Source organism: Aeromonas sp. S9(2024) (genome assembly GCF_041403185.1).
GTDB classification, from domain to species: domain Bacteria; phylum Pseudomonadota; class Gammaproteobacteria; order Enterobacterales; family Aeromonadaceae; genus Aeromonas; species Aeromonas enteropelogenes.
Genome location: NZ_JBGLRE010000001.1, coordinates 201,441 through 223,150 on the forward strand (window position 1 = coordinate 201,441; position 21,710 = coordinate 223,150).

At 62.4% G+C, this 21,710-nt stretch carries 18 protein-coding genes; 5 read left to right on the forward strand and 13 right to left on the reverse strand.

Going from position 1 to position 21,710, the window contains the following annotated elements; translation table 11 throughout:
- The first annotated feature begins 37 nt into the window (after positions 1–37).
- The 4 genes from ACB028_RS00880 to ACB028_RS00895 all read left to right on the forward strand — a co-directional run bounded on the left by ACB028_RS00880 (position 38) and on the right by ACB028_RS00895 (position 6,457).
- On the forward strand, positions 38–2,470 hold the full coding sequence (locus ACB028_RS00880; protein ID WP_371143252.1) for a formate C-acetyltransferase/glycerol dehydratase family glycyl radical enzyme: 2,433 nt from the start codon (positions 38–40) through the stop codon (positions 2,468–2,470).
- Between the two features lie 227 nt (positions 2,471–2,697).
- Positions 2,698–3,444 carry a DNA-binding transcriptional regulator YciT gene (locus tag ACB028_RS00885; RefSeq protein ID WP_371143253.1) on the forward strand — a complete coding sequence of 249 codons (747 nt, stop codon included), beginning with the start codon at positions 2,698–2,700 and terminating at the stop codon, positions 3,442–3,444.
- 140 nt (positions 3,445–3,584) lie between these two features.
- On the forward strand, positions 3,585–4,478 hold the full coding sequence (locus tag ACB028_RS00890) for an EamA family transporter (protein ID WP_371143254.1): 894 nt from the start codon (positions 3,585–3,587) through the stop codon (positions 4,476–4,478).
- Between the two features lie 128 nt (positions 4,479–4,606).
- Complete coding sequence (locus ACB028_RS00895) at positions 4,607–6,457, forward strand: extracellular solute-binding protein (RefSeq protein WP_371143255.1); 1,851 nt, start codon at positions 4,607–4,609, stop codon at positions 6,455–6,457.
- A gap of 89 nt (positions 6,458–6,546) precedes the next feature.
- On the opposite strand, the gene ACB028_RS00900 is transcribed toward ACB028_RS00895, so the two are convergent.
- Together ACB028_RS00900 and ACB028_RS00905 are read right to left on the reverse strand one after the other, a co-directional pair.
- Positions 6,547–6,939, reverse strand: a complete 393-nt coding sequence (locus tag ACB028_RS00900; protein ID WP_026457402.1) for a DUF2750 domain-containing protein — start codon at positions 6,937–6,939, stop codon at positions 6,547–6,549.
- A 153-nt stretch (positions 6,940–7,092) separates the two neighbouring features.
- A complete protein-coding gene (locus ACB028_RS00905) occupies positions 7,093–7,653 on the reverse strand; it encodes a hypothetical protein (RefSeq protein WP_371143256.1) in 561 nt (186 codons plus the stop codon).
- A gap of 246 nt (positions 7,654–7,899) precedes the next feature.
- Between ACB028_RS00905 and ACB028_RS00910 the strand changes: the two genes are divergently transcribed.
- Positions 7,900–8,148 (forward strand): TIGR02647 family protein, encoded by a 249-nt coding sequence (locus ACB028_RS00910; protein WP_026457400.1) that lies wholly within the window; start codon positions 7,900–7,902, stop codon positions 8,146–8,148.
- Here the strand turns inward: ACB028_RS00910 and ACB028_RS00915 are convergent.
- The 11 genes from ACB028_RS00915 to ACB028_RS00965 form a co-directional block, all read right to left on the reverse strand.
- Positions 8,135–8,434 (reverse strand): hypothetical protein, encoded by a 300-nt coding sequence (locus tag ACB028_RS00915; protein ID WP_371143257.1) that lies wholly within the window; start codon positions 8,432–8,434, stop codon positions 8,135–8,137. The genes ACB028_RS00910 and ACB028_RS00915 overlap by 14 nt on opposite strands.
- Positions 8,435–8,525: 91 nt before the next feature.
- The gene (locus ACB028_RS00920) at positions 8,526–8,735 is read right to left on the reverse strand and encodes a cold-shock protein (protein ID WP_005302803.1); all 210 of its coding nucleotides are present in this window, start codon (positions 8,733–8,735) and stop codon (positions 8,526–8,528) included.
- 206 nt (positions 8,736–8,941) lie between these two features.
- On the reverse strand, positions 8,942–10,042 hold the full coding sequence (locus ACB028_RS00925; protein WP_371143258.1) for a dihydrolipoamide acetyltransferase family protein: 1,101 nt from the start codon (positions 10,040–10,042) through the stop codon (positions 8,942–8,944).
- Positions 10,039–11,022 carry an alpha-ketoacid dehydrogenase subunit beta gene (locus tag ACB028_RS00930; protein WP_124239729.1) on the reverse strand — a complete coding sequence of 328 codons (984 nt, stop codon included), beginning with the start codon at positions 11,020–11,022 and terminating at the stop codon, positions 10,039–10,041. Before ACB028_RS00930 ends, ACB028_RS00925 begins: the two co-directional genes overlap by 4 nt.
- Positions 11,015–12,103, reverse strand: coding sequence for a pyruvate dehydrogenase (acetyl-transferring) E1 component subunit alpha (gene pdhA, locus ACB028_RS00935; protein ID WP_371143259.1), 1,089 nt, complete (start codon positions 12,101–12,103; stop codon positions 11,015–11,017). The genes ACB028_RS00930 and pdhA overlap by 8 nt, the downstream gene beginning before the upstream one ends.
- A 235-nt stretch (positions 12,104–12,338) precedes the next feature.
- On the reverse strand, positions 12,339–13,196 hold the full coding sequence (locus ACB028_RS00940) for a hypothetical protein (protein ID WP_371143260.1): 858 nt from the start codon (positions 13,194–13,196) through the stop codon (positions 12,339–12,341).
- The gene (locus tag ACB028_RS00945) at positions 13,193–17,137 is read right to left on the reverse strand and encodes an amino acid adenylation domain-containing protein (RefSeq protein ID WP_371143261.1); all 3,945 of its coding nucleotides are present in this window, start codon (positions 17,135–17,137) and stop codon (positions 13,193–13,195) included. The genes ACB028_RS00940 and ACB028_RS00945 overlap by 4 nt, the downstream gene beginning before the upstream one ends.
- Positions 17,138–17,262: 125 nt before the next feature.
- Positions 17,263–18,015, reverse strand: coding sequence for a 2,3-dihydro-2,3-dihydroxybenzoate dehydrogenase (gene dhbA / locus ACB028_RS00950; RefSeq protein ID WP_371143262.1), 753 nt, complete (start codon positions 18,013–18,015; stop codon positions 17,263–17,265).
- Positions 18,012–18,902, reverse strand: coding sequence for an isochorismatase family protein (locus ACB028_RS00955; RefSeq protein ID WP_371143263.1), 891 nt, complete (start codon positions 18,900–18,902; stop codon positions 18,012–18,014). Before ACB028_RS00955 ends, dhbA begins: the two co-directional genes overlap by 4 nt.
- Complete coding sequence (locus ACB028_RS00960; protein WP_371143264.1) at positions 18,899–20,548, reverse strand: (2,3-dihydroxybenzoyl)adenylate synthase; 1,650 nt, start codon at positions 20,546–20,548, stop codon at positions 18,899–18,901. Before ACB028_RS00960 ends, ACB028_RS00955 begins: the two co-directional genes overlap by 4 nt.
- Entirely contained in the window at positions 20,545–21,693 is a 1,149-nt protein-coding gene (locus ACB028_RS00965; protein WP_371143265.1) for an isochorismate synthase MenF, read from the reverse strand. Before ACB028_RS00965 ends, ACB028_RS00960 begins: the two co-directional genes overlap by 4 nt.
- Between the last annotated feature and the right edge of the window lie 17 nt (positions 21,694–21,710).

Genomic DNA, 21,710 nt, shown 5'->3' on the forward strand with positions numbered 1-21,710 from the left:
CCATGACGCAGACACAGACCCACCAGAGGATAAGATCATGACCCAGCTCGACCTCACCACCCTCACCCCGCGGATCCGCGCCCACAAAGAGAGCCTGATCCACATAGTCCAGCCACCGGTCTGCACCGAGCGGGTCCGCCACTACACACAAGCCTACCAGGCTTACCTTGCCCGCCCGCTACCGGTGCGCCGCGCCCTGGCGTTGGCCCACCACCTCCGGGAGCGCACCATCTGGATCAGGCACGACGAGCTCATAGTCGGCAACCAGGCAAGCCAGGTGCGGGCCGCGCCGCTCTTTCCCGAGTACACGGTCAGCTGGATTGAGAAGGAGATCGACGAGCTGGCAGACAGGCCCGGTGCCGGCTTTGCGGTGAGCGAAGAGGACAAGGAGGCTATCCACGCCCTCACCCCTTTCTGGCGTGGCCAGACGGTACAGGATCGCTGCTACGGCCTCTTTACCGATGAACAGAAGGGACTGCTGGAGAGCGGCATCATCAAGGCCGAGGGCAACATGACTTCGGGAGATGCCCACCTTGCGGTCAACTACGAGGAGCTGCTCACCCTGGGGCTTGATGGGTTCAAGGTCAAGGTGGCCGAGCGACGCGGCCGGCTGGATCTGGCTGACTGGGCGGATCTGCAGCGCGAGCAGTTTTTGCAGGCCGTCGCCATCACCTTCGATGCCGTCAGCCAGCACATCGAACGCTACGCCGCGCTGGCCCGCGACATGGCAGCACAGGAATCGCGCCCCGATCGCCGCAGTGAACTTGAGACCATCGCGCTCAACTGCGCCCACATCGCCCACCAGCCTCCGGAGACCTTCTGGCAGGCGCTGCAGCTCTGCTACTTCATCCAGCTCATCCTGCAGATCGAGTCCAACGGCCACTCGGTCTCCTTTGGCCGGATGGACCAGTACCTCTACCCCTGGTATCGCCGCGAAGTGGAGCTGTCAGAATCCCTGCCGCGCGAGCACGCCATCGAGCTGCTGCAGGGCTGCTGGCTGAAACTGCTGGAGGTGAACAAGATCCGTTCCGGCACCCACTCCAAGGCCTCCGCCGGCAGCCCGCTCTATCAGAACGTGACGATTGGCGGCCAGATCTGGCGGGATGGCCAGGCCCATGACGCGGTCAACGGCCTCTCCTACGCGATTCTGGAGTCCTGCGGCCAGTTGCGCTCCACCCAGCCCAACCTCTCGGTGCGCTACCATGCCGGCATGAGCGAGGATTTCCTCGATGCCTGCATCCAGGTGATCCGCTGCGGCTTTGGCATGCCCGCCTTCAACAACGACGAGGTGGTGATCCCCGAATTCATCAAGCTCGGCGTGAGCGTGGAGGATGCCCACAACTACGCCGCCATCGGCTGCATCGAGACCGCAGTGCCCGGCAAATGGGGCTATCGCTGCACCGGCATGAGCTTCATCAACTTCGCCCGCATCCTGCTGGCGGCGCTGGATGGCGGCCGCGATGCCACCACGGGCAAGATCTTCCTGCCCCAGTCGCAGTCGCTGCGGGAAGGATCATTCAGCAACTTTGACGAGGTGATGGCCCGCTGGGACGAGCAGGTACGCTATTTCACCCGCAAGTCCATCGAGATCGACTGCGTGGTCGACAGCGTGCTGGAAGCGCAAGCTCACGACATCCTCTGCAGCACCCTGGTGGACGACTGCATCGAGCGCGGCAAAACCATCAAGGAGGGAGGCGCCATCTATGACTGGGTCTCCGGCCTGCAAGTGGGGATCGCGAATCTGGGCAACAGCCTGGCGGCGCTGAAGAAACTGGTGTTCGAACAGGGCATGGTGGATCAACGCGAGCTGGCCAATGCGCTGGAACAGGACTTTGCGGGGCTCGCCGGCGAGCAGCTGCGCCAGCGCCTCACCAACGCGGCCCCCAAATACGGCAACGATCTGGACGAGGTGGATCTGCTGCTGGTACAGGCCTACCAGAGCTACATCGACGAACTCAAAGGGCTGCACAATACCCGCTTCGGCCGCGGCCCCATCGGCGGCACCTACTATGCCGGCACCTCTTCCATCTCGGCCAACGTCCCCTTTGGCGCAGCCACCATGGCCACCCCGGATGGCCGTCATGCCCGCACCCCGCTGGCGGAGGGGGCAAGCCCCGCGTCGGGTTCGGATCGTCTGGGGCCAACGGCGGTGTTCAACTCCATCGGCAAGCTGCCCACCCCGGCCATCCTTGGCGGCGTGCTGCTCAACCAGAAGCTGAGCCCGGCGAGCCTTGAGAACGCACGGGACAAGGCCAAGCTGATGAGCCTGCTGCGCACCTTCTTCGAGGTGCACAAGGGGTGGCACGTGCAGTACAACATCGTCTCGCGGGAGACCCTGCTGGCGGCCAAGGCCAACCCGGATCAATACCGGGATCTGGTGGTGCGGGTGGCCGGTTACTCGGCCTTCTTTACGGCCCTCTCTCCGGATGCCCAGGACGACATCATCGCCCGCACCGAACACAGCCTCTGACAACGGACGGGGGGCCCATGCCCTCCCGCTTTTTTCGCAGAGGAGCACGCCACCTTTACCATGCCCCTGGTCCGGGCCATCCCGGCTCCACGGACAGAGGGCAAGATGTTATGATTGCCCGCCTGGCTCATATGTCGCTGCTTCAAGGCACATCGATGAGGCCGGACCCATGTTAGCGGCAGGCGCCAAGCGCTCCTGCCATCACCGACTCTTGTATGCGAGCCCCCATGAACCCACGCCACCAACAGATCCTCACCCTGGTCCATCAGGCCCGCAAGATGAGCGTCGCCGAGCTGGCGCAACATACCGGCGTGTCGGAAGTCACGGTGCGCAACGATCTCACCGCTCTGGAAAAACAGGGTCTGCTCAAACGGGTGCATGGCTCGGCCATGGCGCTGGAAAGCGATGACCCGGACGCCCGGATGAACATCAACTATCTGCTCAAAGAGCGCCTCGCCGAGCGGGCCGCCCAGCTGGTGGAAGATGGCGAGACGGTCTTTATCGAGGGGGGCAGCGCCAACGCCCTGCTGGCCCGCCACCTGGCCCTGCACAAGCGGGTCACCATCATCACCATCAGCAGCTACATCGCCCACCTGCTCAAAGACACCCAGGCCCAGGTAGTGCTGCTCGGCGGCCTGTTCCAGCACCAGAGCGAGAGCGTGGTGGGGCCTTTGACCCGCCTTTGCATCGAGCAGGTGCACTTCTCCAAAGCCTTTATCGGGGTCGATGGCTTTCACCCCGAGGTAGGATTCACCAGCCGGGACATAATGCGGGCCGACGTGGTCAACAGCGTGCTGGCCAAGGGAGTAACCAATGTGGTCATCACCGACAGCAGCAAGTTTGGCGCCATTCACCCGAGCCCCCTCGGCAAACCCGGTGAGATCGGCGTGCTGGTCACCGACGATGCCCTGCCTGCCCCCATGCGGGCGGCGCTCTCAGCCCGCGGCCTCACCCTGCACTGCGTCACAGCCTGAGCCCGCTCATCAGGCCAACCCCGGCGTCCCGCGCAGCCGGATGACTTGACGCCCGCCACCCTGCCCGGAGTATGCTCAACCCCTTGCGCCGCCCGCAGGCAGACCACCTGTGGGCTGCGTCTCTCGCACAAGGACCCAAGATGCACATCAAGGATAAATGTCTGGCCGCCCTGGTCATCCTCTGCTGGGGACTCAACTTCGTGGTGATCAAGTGGGGGCTGGAGGGGATCCCGCCATTGCTGCTGGGGGCACTGCGCTTTATCGGCGTCGTCTTCCCCGCCATCTTGCTGGTGCCAAGACCCGCTCTGCCCTGGCGCTGGTTGCTGGCCTATGGCGGCACCATCAGTCTGGGCCAGTTTGCCTTCCTGTTTTGCGCCATGAAGTTCGGCATGCCGGCGGGCATGGCCTCCCTGGTGCTGCAATCCCAGGTGCTCTTCACCCTGTTGTTTGCCATGTTCTGGCTGGGGGAGCGCTGGCAACCCCACCACTGGGTTGCCCTGCCGCTGGCAGGTGCTGGGCTCTACCTTATCGCGACCCAGGGGGCGGGTAACCTGACCCTGCTCGGCTTTGCCCTGACCCTCTGTGCCGCGGCCTGCTGGGGCCTTGGCAACGTGATCAATCGCCAGATTGGTCTGCGCTATCAAGCCGCCCTGCCGAGCCTCATCGCCTGGGGTGGCTTGGTGCCCATAGTGCCGTTTCTCGCCCTCTCCTGGTTGTTCGAGGGGCCCGAACGCATCACGAGCAGCCTGCAACACATCAGCTGGCAGGGCGTACTCTGCGTGCTTTACCTCTCGCTGATCGCTACCTGGCTCGGCTACGGCCTGTGGGGGCGGCTGCTGATACGCTACCCGGTTGCCCAGGTGGCCCCCCTCTCCCTGCTGGTGCCCTGCGTCGGCATGGTGGCGGCGGCCCTGTTGCTGGACGAACACCCCACCCCCTTGCAGTGGCTGGGCTCGGCCCTGGTGCTGCTCGGCTTCGTGGTGCACCTGCTGGGGGGACGGCTGCGCTGGTTGAGGCCACAGCCAACCCCTTGATTGCTTCGCGTTATTTGCCTCTGACCATTGACCTGCTCGGGGAAAATTTCCATGATGGCCCAATCCCCATCGGGAGTGGTGTCACCCATGAGTGACCTGCAGGATGCAGCCAACAGGAGAGCAAGGATATGCCATCGACCATCGCCGCCGGGGGGCGAGCCTTCCCCTATCTGATCCGCGCCACCACCATCACCCTGACCCTGTGCTGGAGCCAGGTTGGCTGGAGCGCCGCCCTGCCGACCGATCTCACGTGGGAGAGCAACAACACGGATCCCGTCTATGGGGATCCGGTGGCCAAACGGGGCGGCACCTTCCACACTTTCATGACCAGTTTCCCGCTCACCCTGCGCGTCTACGGACCCGACTCCAATGGCGGCTTTGCCGGCTATGTCAGGGAGACCAACCTGCCTCTGCTCGGTACCCATCCGCTGACCGGCAATCCCATGCCGCTGCTGGCCAATGAGTGGGCCTTCGGACCCGACAACAAGACCCTCTATTTTCGCATCAACCCCAAGGCGCGCTGGTCGGACGGCAAGCCGGTCACCGCCGATGACTGGCTGTTCGCCCTCAAGATGCTGCGCAGCAAGGAGATCAACGACCCCTGGTACAACAACTACTACAGCACCCAGATAACCGACGTCACCAAATTTGATGATCATACCCTGGCCATCACCAGCGGCAGCGAGAAGAGCCGCCAAGATTTGCTGGACTCCCTGCCCTTCACCCCGGTACCGAGCCACGCCATCAAGCTCACCGCCAACTGGGTCAAGGAGTACAACTGGAAGGTCTTGCCGGTTACCGGCGCCTACCGGATCGGCGAGGTGAAAAAAGGCAAGTCCATCACCCTGGAGCGGGTCAAGGATTGGTGGGGAGATGAGGAGCGCTACTTTCAGCACCGCTTCAACCCGGACAGGATTGAGATCAAGGTACTGCGGGATCAGAACATCGCCTGGCAGCACTTTCTGCGCGGCGATCTCGACACCTTTGGCCTGACCATGCCCAACTGGTGGCACGACAAGACCAAAACGGCCGAGTTCGAGAAGGGCTATATCGAGCGGACCTGGTTCTATAACCAGACCCCGCAATCTCCCATGGGGCTCTACCTCAACACGGCGGATCCCTTGCTGCGAGATCTCAACGTGCGTCTCGGCATCCAGTACGCCCTCAACCTCGACAAGATGCTCACCACCCTGCTGCGAGGAGATTATCAGCGTCTCAACAGTTACGGATCGGGCCAGGGGGATTTTACCAATACCGAGATCAAGGCGCGCCCCTTCGACCCCAAACTCGCCCGAGAGTACTTTGCCAAGGCAGGCTTCAGCAAGGCGGGGCCAAACGGGATCTTGCAGGATAACAAGGGACAACCGCTGACCCTGACCATCACCTACACCACGGCGGAACATGCCCAGCGCCTGACCCTGCTGCGGGAAGAGGCGAAAAAGGCGGGGCTCAATCTCGAGCTCAACCTGATGGATGCCTCGGCCGGCTTCAAATCCATGCTGGAGAAGAAGCACCAGAGTGCCTGGATGGCCTGGAGCGGTGGCCGTTATCCTGCCTATTGGGAGTTTTTCCACAAGGTCAACGCCAACAAGCCCCAGACCAACAACATCATGAACATCGATGATGACGCCATCTCGGCCCTGGTGGAGCAGTACGACAAGGAGTTCGACTTCGCCAAAAAGGCGGCGCTGTCACGGCAGATCCAGCAGCGGCTCTATGAGCTGGCCAGCTTCGTACCCGCCTATCAGGTGCCCTATACCCGGGAAGGGGCCTGGCGCTGGATAAAACTGCCCAAGGTGCCCGCCACGCCCAAGAGCGAACTGCTCTACTGGCCCCTGGACGGGGGCAACAGTGGCTACAGTTACGGCGGTTTGCTGTGGATTGACGAGGCCCTGAAAACCGAGACGAAGGCGGCCATCAAGCGTGGCCAGACTTTCCCCCCGGTCGTGCGAATAGACAAAACCTACCTGCAGCCTTGACCGCCCCTCTCCACCCCAACAAAAGACCCCGCTCATTGGCGAGGTCTTGTTATTGCAACTGACCGGGTGCGGGGACAGGTCGCCGTCGCTTAGCCGCGCTTGGCCTGCTTCTGGGCGATGGCGTCGGCCACGTCGGCCGGCTCCAGCACGATACCTTCCTGATCCGGAGTCGGGAACACGGCGACACACAGCTCGTCCTGCTCCATGCCGTCGATCCAGCGCTCCAGCCACACCTTCAGGGTGATGGACTGTGGCTTGCAGTCGGCCCACTCGCCTTCGGCCCACGCCTTGGCATACTCGGGATGCGGCCATACCGGGATGCAGTCTTCATCGTCGGTGGTCAGCATCATGACGCCGTGCTCATCGGTCAGCACGTAGAGCTCTTCATGCTCGACCAGCTTGCTGATGAAGTGATCGTATCGGTAGTCGGCATTCAGTTGCAGCGCGGCATTGCGTTCGGTGTCGCTCAGTTCATAGCTCATCGGCCAAGTCTCTCTCTCGATAAAAGGGCGCCATGTTCACATCTTGTGGTCAGCTTGTCCAGCTCGCCGCCCCTGGCACCGAATGAGGGGTTGGGACGCCCACAAGAATAGGGCAGAAGCACGCCACATAGCGGCTCCTACCAGGATATTTCGTCAAAGTTCGGGGGTAACCAGTTCGATCTCAGCCACTTCGCTCAGCTTCTGGCGCAGCCAGTAGGCGGATTCGACCTCCACAAAGCAGAGTTGATCACGGCCACTGGCCGCCGCGGCCATCAGCTGCTCGAAACGCTGTTGCTGCTGCTGTTGCCAGGCCTGCGCCAGCTTGGTGCCATGGGCTTCATCCACCACCTCGCGGCGCAGTTCGAACAGGTTGTCGGTGATGGGACTGTTGATCTTGGCGGCGCTGTGCCAATACATCAGGAGGTTGTCCATCATCTCGGCATCATAGTTGGCCAGGGCATCGAGCTCTGCCGTCACCCCACTAGCGCCGGTGGCAAAGTCGCACCAGCCCGCATCGAGGGAGACCAGCTCACCAGCTGACGCCCCTTTGGCGTGTTTGCGCAGCTGGGCGACATCGTTCCCCTTGCGAGCGGGCAGCCATACCTCCCCCTGGCAGGAGTCCAGCAGGGATGTCAGCAATGACGTCTGATAGACGGGAAAACGGGCAGATAGTGAATGCAGCAGGGATACCAGAGTGATCTTGACCTTGACCATGGACGATACCTTGAACCGAGCGAACAGTCGCCGACGGACCGTCCGATATAAAAGGAGTGACCTATCCTATCATGTTTGTACGGCCCAAACCTTTCGATAAACCGAGCGCCAAGTACTTGATAACGACCAAAAAAACAGCATTCACCCCATACGCCCCCTGCAAAGCGCAATAATTTGAGCCAGCGCCCACTAAAGTGGCGACAGGGATGCTAGTTTGCTTACATCTTTAGCGTAAGGAGTGGATCCATGATTGGTATCGATCAGATTTCGGATGACGTGATAAACCAGTTGAAGATACTGGCTTGCTTTGATCCAGCCAACATGAGCCTGGGGATCAAGTTGCGCAGCGATATGTCCGAGGAGCTGTGCCAGGCGGCGGCTCGCCTGCATCAGCAGGGACTCATCAGCGCGGAAGATGGCGGCTATCTCACCCCGTTTGGCATGACCATGGTGGAGCATCTGCAGCACCTGCTAGTCGCACTCAAGCCTGTTTGACGGGTTGCGGTGCCCAGAGCGAAAAATTCAGCAATTTCCAATGCCGTCCCTGATGCAGGTGACAGGCAAACAGCAAAGGACCTTCGGGTCCTTTTACTGTGCCGTCCACCAGCCACTCCCCTTCCTTGCCAGGCAGAGGCCGGGCCTGTATCTCGTCAGGCTGGCGATCACTGCCCAGACGCACCGCCACAAATTGCCGGCAGACGCTGTGTGCCTGCATGGCAGCTTGCACCGGCACTTCCGGTGTCGACATTGAGGTAGCAAGGATCAGCAGTGGCAGCAGCATGATTCAACCCGCGTCCTGAGCCCTGACGGGCTCCAGATAAACAAAAAGCCGTGGTACCTGAGGCACCACGGCTTTCTTAAATTCTGTAAGATTACAGAGCAGTTACGTTCTCAGCCTGCGGGCCTTTCTGACCTTGGGTCACAGAGAACTGTACGCGCTGACCTTCAGCCAGGGTACGGAAACCGTTACCTTGAATGGCGCTGAAGTGAACGAAAACGTCCGGGCCGTTTTCTTGCTGGATGAAGCCAAAACCTTTGGTTTCGTTGAAAAACTTAACGGTACCGGTGATCATGTTAGACATATCTTTAAACCTGTATTCAAAATAATTACTTATGCTTTTCAGCGGGTAAAGCTCAAAAAACGGGATTAACTTATGAACAACAGGAAAAGATGTAAAACATCAAATTCATTGACATAACTATCGCCCTTTCAAGCTGAATAGGATTATACGTGGCTTTGTAGATTACGCAAACAAATTTGTGCCCTGCGGGAGCAGGGCACAATCGTTTACAGACTCGGCGCTTCCAGTGCTTGTACCAGGGTTTTTAGGAAGCGTGCCGCCTCACCACCGGTGCAGGCTCTGTGGTCAAACGTCATCGACAAAGGCAGTGCCCGAACCGGTCTGGCCTCCCCGTGAATGAAGACCACTTTTTCGAACAATTTCCCGGCCCCTATGATGGCCACCTGGGGCGGCGTCACTATGGGGCTGGCGTAGCGGCCCGCGATGGCGCCAAAGTTGGTCAGCGTGATGGTCGCCCCCTGCAGCATCTCGCGCGGCACAGCACGGGCCTTCACGTCGGCTATCATCCGATCCAGCCCTTGGCGGATGTCGGCCCCTTCCCTCTCGGCGACGTTCTCCATCACGGGCACATAGAGCCCATGTCTGGAATCCACCGCAATGGCCACATTGACCTCGTTGAACAGCCGCCTTGACAGGGTCTCGCCATCGAACCAGGCGTTCATGGAGGGCTCTGCACGACAGGCCACGCCGATGGCCTTGATGAGACGTACCGTCACGTCTTCATCGGCTCGCCAGTGACGCAAATCCACCTCGTCGGTGATGCTGACCGGCACCACCGTCTGATGGGAGATCTCCATCGCCTTGGCCATGGCCCGGCGCGATCCCTTGAGAAATTCGTTGCCACTGCCCTGCATCGCTTCGAAGGCCGCCTGCACATCCTGCTCGGTCACCATGCCGGCATTGCCGCTCCCCTTGAGTCGCTCGATATCCAGCCCCAATTTCTGGGCCAGCAGGCGCACCGCAGGCATGGCCCGCACCAGAGTGCCGCCGGGCGCAATGGCCCCCACCACGAAGTGATCCTCGATATGATGCAGATGGGCGCTCACCTTGCCCACCACTGTGCCGTCATCCTCGCCCCCTTCAAATTCCACCAGCGGGGCACCGATATGGAGGATATCCCCCTCCTCACCACACAGGCGGGCGATCACCCCCGCCACTGGCGAGGGCACGTCCACCAGCGCCTTGGCCGTTTCGACCGAGAGCAACACCTGATCGACCGCCACGGTATCGCCGACCTTCACCTTCCACTCAACAATCTCGGCCTCGGCCAGTCCTTCGCCCAGATCCGGTAATTTGAAAAATTTCATGACCAGTTCTCCATCAGCTGGTGAGCCGCATCCGCGATATCCTGCTCGGTGATGAGGTAATACTCTTCGTTGCGATAGTAGGGTACGGCCGCATCCACCCCGGTCAGGCGCTTTGGCGGTGCCTTGAGGGAGGTCAATGCCTGCTCGGTCGCTCGCGCCACGATCTCGGCGCCCACGCCAAAACTGCCACACGCCTCGTGCACCACCAGCAGGCGGCCGGTCTTGCGCACCGAAGCCAGGATAGTCTCCATGTCCAGCGGCTTGATGGTGGCCAAATCCAGTACCTCGCACTGGATATCCTGCTCGGCCAGCAGGTTCGCCGCCCGCATCACCTCCTGAATGCAGGCACCCCAGGCAACGATCGTGATATCTCGCCCGGGCCTCAGGGTAAAACAGACGTCCAGCGGCAGACCGATGCCATCATCCACCACGTCGGATTTCATGGAGCGATAGATGCGATCGGGTTCGAAGAACATCACGGGATCCGGATCGCGGATGGCCGATAGCAGCAAACCATAGGCGCGCCGCGGGCTGGAGGGGATAACCACCCGCAGCCCCGGAATATGGGCAAACAGCGCCTCGACGCTCTCGCTGTGGTGCTCGGGCGAGTGGATGCCGGCTCCATAGGGGGAACGATAAACGATGGGACAGGAGAGGCGGCCGCGCGTACGGTTGCGCATCCGGGCCGCCTGGCAGATGATCTGCTCCATGCCGGGGAAGATAAACCCCTGAAACTGGAACTCGGCCACCGGCTTGAGCCCCTGGGTCGCCATGCCGACCGCCACCCCGGCAATCAGCCCCTCGGCCAGCGGCGTATCTATCACCCGCTTGAAACCGAACTTGTCGCGAAGGCCCACGGTGGCGCGAAATACCCCGCCATTGACCCCCACATCCTCCCCCAGCACCACCACGTCGGGGTCATGTTCCATCTCGTAGTGAAGGGCCATATTGACCGCTTCCAGCAGACTCATCTCACTCATGGCCAGCCTCCCGCTTCATCCCCTTGGCAATGATCCGCTCGCGCTGGGGCAGCAGCTCGGCGGGCAGTTCGGCGTAGTGATAATCGAGCAGCGCCTCCGGTGGTTGGGGTTGCATCGCCTCGTAGCGTGCCACCGCCAGCTCCACCTCCTGGCTCACCTCGGCCAGCAATGCCTGCTCCTGCTGTTCATCCCACCACCCTTGGCTGTGCATGAACTGGCGCAGCCGTTTGACCGGTTCGCGGCCCCAGGCGGCCTCAACTTCAGCCCCGTCACGATAGCGGGTGGCATCATCGGCGGTGGTGTGATCCCCGAGGCGATAACTCACCGCCTCGATCAGGGTCGGCCCCTTGCCGGTGCGAGCCCGCTCGATGGCACTGCGAGCGGCATCGTAGACAGCGACCACATCGTTGCCATCGACCTGCAGGCTGCGCACTCCGGCCCCGATCCCTTTCTGGGCCAGGGTCGGGGCGCTCGACTGCAACTTGCGGGGCACCGAGATGGCCCACTGATTGTTGTTGATGATGATGACCATGGGCAGATGCCAGACGCCGGCGCAGTTGAGCCCCTCCAGAAAGTCCCCCTTGGAGGTGCCGCCATCGCCGATGGTGACCACGGCAACCCTGGGCTGGTTGCGCAGCTTGAACGCGGCGGCAATGCCGCAGGCATGGGTGATCTGGGTGGCGATAGGTACGCAGATGGGCAGATCCTCCGAGGGAGTGCCGTCAGCCTTGAGAAAATAGCTGCCCCGCTCGTCCCCTCCCCAATACTGCAGGTTCTTCTCCATGGGCACGCCCCGCACGTAGAGGGTGGGCATATCCCGGTAGTAGGGCACATAGACATCCTGCGGCTGCATGGCAAGACCAATGCCGACGCCGACCGCCTCCGCCCCGAGATGGGAGGGGAATGTACCGAGCTTGCCGGTTCGCTGCAGCGCGATCGCTTTCTTGTCATAGCTGCGCACCATCACCATGTTGCGGTAGAAGGTGTGCAGTATCGCCTTGTCCAGCCAGGTCGGCAGGTTAGCAACCTGGCCCCCTTCCGCATCGAGGTAACGAAGGAAAGGGATGTCGACATGGGTCATAACTGGCTCCTTGCCGTTGAGAACGCCACCGGGAGTGGTGACATTTCAAATGTAAATATCATGTTAATGAAAAAGCAAAGGGAATCAGCCAGGTAAGACCAGTAGAAACTTCTTTGAAATAGTAAATAAATTGAATTTTCGTCGAAAGAGGTGGCGTGATGCCGTAAATGGTGCAGGTTTTCTGGGGCTGATACAGAACGCCAATACACCCAAAAGGGAGTCAAACTCCTTGGTATCAATCCAGCCAGCGTGTCAGCTGGCTAGCCATTCTCGGAGGCAACAAGGGAACCCGGGCACGCAACCTGCTTCGCCAGGGTTCTGTCTGCAGGATCGGACAAGTCTGTATCTGCCGTTCGGCGCCTGCGACCCAGACCCGTTGATCGATAAGTGAATCGAGGGGGAGCTGGACCGGCCAGTGAGGAAAGATCTCGGCCGTAGTAAGCCCGTCCACCCCGCTGACTCCCTCCCCCATCGGAGCTGAAGTGAGCCAGGGATAAAGCACATGCAATCGCCCCGGATTGACCATCTCCAGCAACTGACCAAGGCTTGGCAGCGAGAAATGGGGATCGCCCGCCGCTTTGAGCAGATGGCGCGCTCCCGCCAGCACCACCACACCGCGCTCGGGCAACCCGGCGATACAGTCGGCCATCGCCTGATCCCGCCCCCTGTTGTGATATCGCCACGCCTCGGGAGTCAGCTCCTGCCATTCGAATGGCGGCTCGCACAGATGAACCCGCAACCGCAGTTGCGCAGGACGCGCCAGATTGCTCTGGCGCAAGGCAGCGAAGAGGGCTGGAAACTCGGGGGGCATCCAGGCGGTGAAAGCGCTGGAGTCCAGCCAGACCGGATAGAGGCTCTCCAGCGTGAGCGGCTCTCCCTGCCAGCAATCTGCTCCCGCCAGCCAGGTGTCGAGCAAACCCTGATGGCGGCGGTTGCCGCACTCAAGCACCAGATCCGTCATCACCCCCCAGAGCATCGGATCGCAAAGCCAGGCGTGCTGGCGCCTGATAAATGCGGGGTGCCAGTGCGGCTCCCCAAGCCCCACCAGCTTGCCTACCAGCAGCGCTTCCCTGATGGCAGCGACCGGGGTCACGACTGCACCTCCCGCTCTGCTGCCTGAAGGCGCTTGCAGACAAGCTCACCTATCTTCGCCAGCCAGTCAGGATGCACCATCTCCTGATGCAGACACGGGAAGTGCTGATAGTGGATCGTCCCTCGCGTCAGGGTCTCCCAGCCACGGCCATCCAGCCAGGGCTGACGGGAGCCCAACGCCTCGATAAAGATCACCTCTCCGTGATAGCTGTAGTCGACAGGTTGGCGGATCAGCCGGTTATTGTGGTCAATCAGCCCGATCATGGTGCTCACCACTTGCTCATCGAGCATGGCCAGCGCACTTCCTTCCTCCCCCAACCGGGCAACCACCTCTTCACGAGTGAGGGAACCCAGCGCCGCGTCCGACATGGCAATGCCTCCCATCCGCAACAGAGCATCGAGCATGTGCTGCTCGTCGGGCAGCGGCTGGGTGTGCCACTGGTGACAGGGATAGGCATCGAGCAGCAACACCATGGCCACCTCCTGCCCCTGCTCTTGCAGCATGGCCGCCATCCTGTGAACCAGCATGCCACCTATCGACCAGCCAAGCAGCCAGTAAGGCCCCTCGCTCTGATGGCGGCGCAGCTCGGTCACATAGTCAAGCGCCAGCTCATCGAATGTGGCGGGCAAAGGGGCATCCGGCTGGCAGAGGGCCCGGGCCTGCAGGGCATAGACCGCCATGCTGGTAGGCAGATGGGCCACCAGCGAGGCATAACACCAGCCAAGGCCACCGGCGGGATGGACACAGAAAAGGGTTGGACCGGATAGCCCCGCCTCCTCCCTGCGCCCCCTGAGTGGCAACAGCATTGGCATCCCTTCTCGCTCGCCGCCAAAATGCCGTGCCAACTGAGCAGGGCTAGGTGTTTCGAACAGGCTGGCCAGGGAAAGCGTCTGGCCGAGCGCCTCTTCAATGCGTACCACCAGTTGCGCTGCCAGCAGAGAGTGGCCGCCGAGTGCAAAGAAGTTATCCCCGGCGCCGACCCGCACCAGCCCCAGCACCTCGGCAAAGAGACGGCAGAGCCGCTCCTCCAGCAGGGTTCGCGGCAACTGCTGGCCAACTGCGGTAGCAAGATCTGGCAGCGGCAATGCCTTGCGATCCAGCTTGCCGTTGGGAGTGAGCGGCAGCTCGGCCAGCGTCACCAGCAGCCCCGGCACCATGTAGTCGGGTAGCGCGGCACTGAGCGCAGGCGTCAGCTCTGCCAGCGTCAACTCCCCCTCATCGGCGGCCACCACATAGGCCACCAGGCGGCGATCGCCTTGGGCAAACTCGGGGGCCAGCACCACTGCCTGCGCCACGCTGGGATGTTGCAGCAACACCAGCTCAATCTCCTCCAGCTCGATGCGCTGACCGCGGATCTTCACCTGAAAATCGAGGCGCCCCAGATACTCGATGGCGCCATCCTCGCGCCAGGCGGCCAGATCGCCGCTTCGATAGAGACGCCCCGCCCCGAAGGGGTTGGCAATAAAGCGCTCGGCGGTAAGCTCAGGCTGTCCGAAATAGCCTTCTGCCACCTGTACGCCCCCTATCCAGAGCTCTCCCGCTACACCGGGTGGCACTGGCTGCAGCCAGGGATCGAGAATATGGATACAGGTATTCCAGACCGGATAGCCGATGGGCACGCTGGTCACCTCCTCATCCGCACGGCAAGGGTACCAGGTGACATCCACCGCCGCCTCGGTCGGGCCATAGAGGTTGTGCAGGGGCGCGGCAAAAGCGCCATACCAGCGCTGCACCAGATCGGCCGGCAACGCCTCGCCGGAGCAGAAAACCTGGCGCAAGGTGCGGCAACGCTTAGGCTCGGCCTGACCGACGAAGATCTGCAACATGGAGGGAACGAAGTGCAAGGTGGTGATCCCCGCCTGTTCGATAAGCGCGGCAAGATAAGCGGGATCCTTGTGGCCGCCCGGTTTGGCGAGCACCAACCGCGCCCCCGTCATAACAGGCCAGAAGAACTCCCAGATGGAGACATCAAAACCGGCCGGCGTCTTTTGCAGCACTCGATCCGCTGGACCGATGGGATACATATGTTGCATCCAGAGCAGTCGGTTGACGATGGCAGCATGGCTCACCACCACCCCCTTGGGGCGGCCGGTCGAACCCGAGGTGTAGATGATGTAGGCGGCATCTTCCGGTTTGGGGGCCGACAAGGTGCAAGGAGCCACCGCCGCCAGCGTCTTCGCCACCTCCGGTGCATCAAGGCAGACGGCAGGTATATCGGGCGCCACCGACATGGCTAGGGCTCGGCAAGTCAATAACAGCGCAGGTTCGCTACTGGCCAGAATGTAGCCGATCCGCTCTGCCGGATAGTCTGGATCGACCGGCACATAGACGGCCCCCACCGCCATGATGGCCTGCTGGGCCAAGATGAGCTCGGGCGAGCGGGGGATCACCACCGCCACCCGGCAACCGGGACCTATCCCCCTCCCCACCAAATAGCTGGCCAGCTGGCGAGTGCGCTGGCGCAGCTCGGCCACTGACCAGCGCTCCTCACTACATTCAAGGGCGATGGCGGTGGGGTTGGCCGCGGCCAACCCCTCGCCTAGCAGGGTGCTCAGCGTGGTGGATGGTAACGGATGGCTGGTCTCGTTCCAGCGTGCCAATTCTGCCTGCTCACAAGCCAGCAGCAGCGGCAGACGCACGGCCTCAATGTCATCACCGGCATCACTCCAGGCCGCCAGATAGGCCACCAGACGGGCCAGATGGCGCTCACTCTCCTGACGGCTGAAGCGCCCCTGATGGGTCTCAAGGGTCAGGGTGACGTCGCCTGCTTCCTCGGCAAAGTAAAAGGCGCACTCTTCCACCGGCCCCGCCGCCAGTACCCGTACCTCCCCGCGTACCTCGCCAAAAGTCAGGGTGCGGGTAAAGGGCATCAGGTTGACCTGAGGGCCAAAGAGCGGCAGCCCGGGCTGACGCTGCTGCAAATGCTCCTGACGACAACCCTGATGGCGACGCAGGGCGGCAAATTGCCGCTCTACCTGCGCCAGCAGCTCGCCAACCCGGCTTGCCCCTGTCATCTCGATGTGAAGGGGCAGCACATTGACCTTCATACAGGGAGTATCGGCAGCCTGTGAGCCCAGCCGCCCCATCAGGGGGATCCCCAACACTACCTCGCCAGCACCGCTCATCCGGTGTACATAGCTGGCTACCGCCGCCAGCAAGAGGCTGTATGGATGGTAGGAAGAGCAGCCAGCTCGCGCCACCAGCGCCTGCCACAGTCGGCCAGCCAAACGCTGCTCGAGGCGATGGATGTATCCCGGCCCCTGCACCGGACGACGGGAGAGCGACGCCGGGCTCTCCACGCCAGCCAACTGCTGCACGAAGAAGTCGAGATCCCGCGCGGCACGGGGGGATGCCTGATAATCAGCCTCTTCAGCCAGCAGCTCGGTCTGGGTGGCATAACGGCATGGGGCTGGCAGACCCCCGCGGCAGAGCTCTTCGTACCAGAGCGCCACGCGTTGGCAGATCAGGCGCAGGCCAAAACCGTCGATGGCGATATGGTGCACCGCGATAAGCCAGGCCCACTGCCGGTCGGCAAGGCGGTAGAGGGAGGTGGCAAAGAGCGGGCCCTCGGCCAGATTGAAGGGGGTCGCCAACAGGGTTTCCATCTCTGCCAGCGCGGCTGCGAGCGGCTCGGCCTCACGGCGCAGATCCCGCTCTGCCATCTGCCAACAGGCGGGGTTGGCCTCCATGAAGGGGCCCTCCCCCGTTGCCACAAAGGCGCAGTGCAAACCGGGGATCTCATCGAGCGTCTGACGCACCGCCCGGATGAAGTGGTGAGGGGCGAGCGTCCCCTCCAGCAGCCAGTACTCTCCCGTGTTGCAAGCCGGACTCTCCGGGTACTTTTGCTGGGCAAACCAGATGCCCGCCTGCGCCGCGGTGAGTGGCCAGCGCGGCTTGTCCCCGCCCTGGTGCGGGGCACGCATCGCCATTGTCTGTTCCATGGGAATATCCTTGCGCAACATCGACCGGGTAGCGTTTTCGCCTCCCCGAGCGCTTGAAAAGCGAGGAAGCAGAGCCTCCTCAATGTAAGAAAAGGGCGATACCCGCGACATCTGAAGATGCGGGGCTAGACGCCCAGAGTGGCGCCGCCATCGACCACCAGATCCTGCAGAGTGACATGGCTGGCAGCATCGGAGGCGAGAAAGAGAACGCAGGCCGCCACGTCGGCCGGTGTGGCCAGCTTGCCAAGGGGGATCCCCAGCTTGAACTGTTCGGGGAGCCCGGCGATGGTTCTCCGCTCCCCCTCCCCGTCCTGCCACATGCCCCACAACATCGGCGTCTGGGTCGACCCCGGTGACACCAGATTGCAACGCACCCCGTAGGGGGCGAGCTCAAGCCCCGCCGTCAGAGTGAGGCTGGTCAATGCAGCCTTGGAAGCACCATAGACCCCCATCCCCGCTCGCGGCACCTTGGCTGCATTGGAGGAGACATTGACGATGGCACCGCCTCGTCGCGTGCGAAACCAGGGGGCCAGAGTCCGCATCAGGTAGAAGGGGGCAAAGGTGTTGACGGCAAAGGTGCGCGCCAGCAGGACGTCATCCACTTCGTCGAGCCTGCCGGTGGCCAGCACGCCGGCAACATTGACCAGCACATCGGGCCCCAGCCCCTCTTCGAGCAACTGCTCGCAGCAGCGGACGATGGCCTCGCTGTCGCTCACATCGATCACCACCCCCTTCACATTGCCGGGCAGCGCCTCGACCAACTGAAGATCGAGCACCACCACGCTCGCCCCCACCTCGGCAAAGGTGCGCGCCACGGCATGGCCTATTCCTTGCGCTGCGCCGGTCACCCAGACGATTTTGCCTTGCCATTCGCTCATGGGGTGCACTCCGGCTGTTCGGCGTGACGGGAGAGCAGCGACCACCAGTGAGCCAGCGTCGGTTGACGAGCAAGTTCGGCGAGTTCAACCTCCAGGCCACGCTGGCGCCACTCCTCCACCAATCCCATCACCGCCAGAGAATCGAGGCCGTAGTCGAGCAGGTTCTCATCCTCTGCCGGCAGCGTCTGCTGCATCTCTGCTGGCAAACGGGCCAATACCTGCGCCTGCAACAGCGCACGGCTAAGCGGAACGGGGTTTGCAGCCTCCAGCACCTCTGCCACCGTGAGCACCCGACCGGCATTGCGGCTGACATAAGAGAGAGCCAGCAGATGATCCTCGCGAGAGAAGTCGGCGATGGCGTCGGCCACCAGGAAGGGGCGTATGTCGCGCATAAAAGCATCGACCGCCGTCTGCATCACCCCGATGTGGCCGTAGATACCGCAGATCACCAGCTGATCCCGCCCCCATCCAGCCATCAGATCAGCAAGGGGGGAGCGGCAAAAAGCACTGTAGCGCCACTTGGTCAGCACAGTATCCTGCGGCTGTGGCGTCAGCGCCGCGACAATGGGCTGGCGTTCCGGCGAGCGGGTCAAACCCGGCCCCCACATGTCGCTTAGCAGGGCGCGATCAGCCGGACTCTGCTCGGCGGGCTGGGCGGTATAGACCACCGGCATGCCGAGAGCCCGGGCCTGGCGGCTCAGGAGCACGATATTGTCGACGACCTGGTTGATAAGCGGGTTGTCCGGCCCGTAGAAGTCGACAAAGTAACGCTGCATGTCGTGGATCAGCAGCACGGCGCGGCCCGGTTCGAAGGGCCAGTTGACCCGTGCGGCGGGCAGTTCTTCTGCGGTGGGTAGCGGGTAGGCATCAAGGGCTTGAATGGTCATGCACACTCCTTGGCAAGCTGCTCGCGCAGCTTCTGTTTGTCTATCTTGCCAACCGGGGTCTGGGGCAGTTCATCCACCAGCACCAGGCGATCTGGCAACTTGTAATCCGCCACCCCCTGCTCTCGCAGGAAACGACGCAAACGGGGCAAATTGAGGGACTCTCGGCTCATCAGAAAGGCACAACTGCGCTCCCCCAGCAGCGGATCGGGCATGGCCACCAGCGCCGATTGCCGCACGTCGGGATGAGTGAGCAGTAGCTCCTCTATCTCAAGGGCGTCGATCTTCTCCCCACCCCGGTTGATCTGATCCTTGTTGCGGCCGACCACCATCAAATGGCCGCCGGGCAAGCGGCAGACCAGATCGCCGGTGCAGTAGAAGCCATCCCGATCGAAGGCCCGCAGATTGTGGGCCTCGGCCTTGTAGTAACCACGGAAGGTGTAGGGTCCGCGCGTCCACAGCTCACCGCACTCGCCATCGGGCAAGGTGCGCCCGTTGCTGTCACGCACCTCCACCTCGTCTCCCGGGCTCATCGGACGTCCCTGGGTGTTGACGAGATGCCAGTGGTCATCCTCGGCGCGGGTGTAGTTGACCAGCCCCTCCGCCATGCCGAATACCTGCTGCAAGCGACAACCCAGACGGTTTTCTATCGACTCGGCATGCGCAGGACTCAGGCGCGCGCCCCCCACCTGCACCCACTCAAGGGACGTTTGCGGATAATGGCCTGCCGCCTCCAGCCAGAGCACAAGGGCGGGGGGTACCAGTGCGGCCCAGTTGACCCGGTAACGCTGTACCAGTGGCAGACAGGTTGCCGGTGAAGGCTCCGGCGCCATCACTACACAGCCGCCGGCATGAAAAACGCCGAGCGCTCCGGGAGAGCTCAGGGCAAAGTTATGAGGGGCAGGCAGGGCACAGAGATAAATGACCCGCTCGTCCCAGCCGCAGACCGCTACACTCTGGCGCACGCTGTAGCCGTAGTCGTCGTGAGTACGGGGGATCAGCTTGGGAGTGCCTGTGCTGCCACCGGAGAGCTGGAAAAAGGCAACCTGATCGGCCGGGGTCGGCACAGGGTGCGCCACTGCAACAAGTGCCGGATGATCTGCAACAGGAACGGGTTCCGGCCCACGCCATGCAAACCCTTGCGCTGACGCCTCCCCGTCTACAGGCTCGAAGAGCAGCGTCTGGCAGGATGGCTGTACCAGCGCTTCGAGGGCTGCCAGGCTGCCCGCCTCTCCCGCAAAACCCGGATGAACAGGGCTCAGTACCAGCAGCGAGGGATCAATCTGGCGAGCAAAGGCGACCAGCTCGCGCCGCTGATGGCTGAAGAGGGCATGTACCGCCACCACGCCACAGCGGATCAAGGCAAACCAGCAGATATAGAATTCGGCGCAGTTGGGCAACTGCACCAGCGCGGTATCGCCGTGACCGAGCCCGCGGGCGGCCAGCCGCACCGCCAATGCATCGACCTCACAACGCAGCTGGCCATAACTCAGGATACGCTCGCCGCAGATGAGGGCTGTGCGATCGGGATAACGTTCTGCAGACTCATCCAGTAGGGCGGTAAGCGGCTGACCGCGCCACCACCCTTGCGCCCGATAGTGGGCTGCGCGTTCTGCGGGCCAGGGAGTAAAGGGGACCAGCGGCTTCATGCAGCCACCTCCGGCTCACGGCTCTCGAGGCCAAAGGCACGCAGCATGGTGCCGAGTTTGGCGGCCGTCTCCTGCCACTCCGCCTCGGGCGAGGAACCTACCACCACCCCGGCGCCGGCATAGAGACGCAACGTCTTCCCGGCCAGCATGCCGCAGCGAATAGTGACCACCCACTCGCCATTGCCATCGGCATCCATCCACCCCACTGCGCCACTGTAGAAGTGACGATCATATCCTTCCAGCCGGGCGATGGCCTGGCGGGCTTCCTCCTGGGGAGTACCACATACTGCCGGGGTGGGATGGAGCGCCAGTGCCAACTCCAGCGCGGTAGATGGCTCGCGCAACCGTCCCTCGATCCGGGTCGAGAGGTGCCACATGGTGGACGTGGCGATCACCTGCGGCTCAACCGGCACCTCGAGTTCGCGACAGAAGGGAGAGAGCGCGGCCGCGACCGCATCGGCCACCAGCGCATGCTCATAGCGATCCTTGCGTGCCTGCAGCAGATCGGCGCAGGCTGCCTGTTGTTCGCAAAAAGCGTGGCGGGGACGGGAGCCTGCCAACGGGTTACTCACCACAGTCATGTCATTGCACGAGATCAGCAACTCCGGGCTGGCGCCCAGCAGAGTCTCCCCCTCGGGAAGCGGAACCTGAAACACATAGGCCCCGGGATTCTGGGCCAGCAGGCTGCCATAGGCTTGCGAAGGGGCAGTACGCTGCGCGCTCTGCACATCAATGGCTCGCGAAAGCACTATCTTCTCAAGCTGGCCTTCGCTGAATTGCTGCAGGGCCTCTCGCACTGCCCCCTGATAGTGAGCCGCATCGGTCACCTCACGCACCATGCCGTGCAACTGGCAGTGGCAGCTGGGCAACAGGCGCTCCCGTGCAATCCATTGCCACTGTTCCGGGATCACCAGATGCCAGGGGGCTCGGGGGTCGAAGGGGATGGCGCCAATCGCGACGGGATTGGTCATGCCCTGTCGGCGCAGCTGACGCAAATGGCTCAGCAACTGACCCGGTGCGATGCCAGTGAAGCTGTCGTGAATGCCCGAGGTGAGCAGTACCCGCTCACCACTGGCAAAACAGCAGGCTCTGTCCAGATCAGCCACAGTGGCGGGCCACTCTTCTTCCTGTACATAGTCACACATGAGGGTGCTACTCCTTG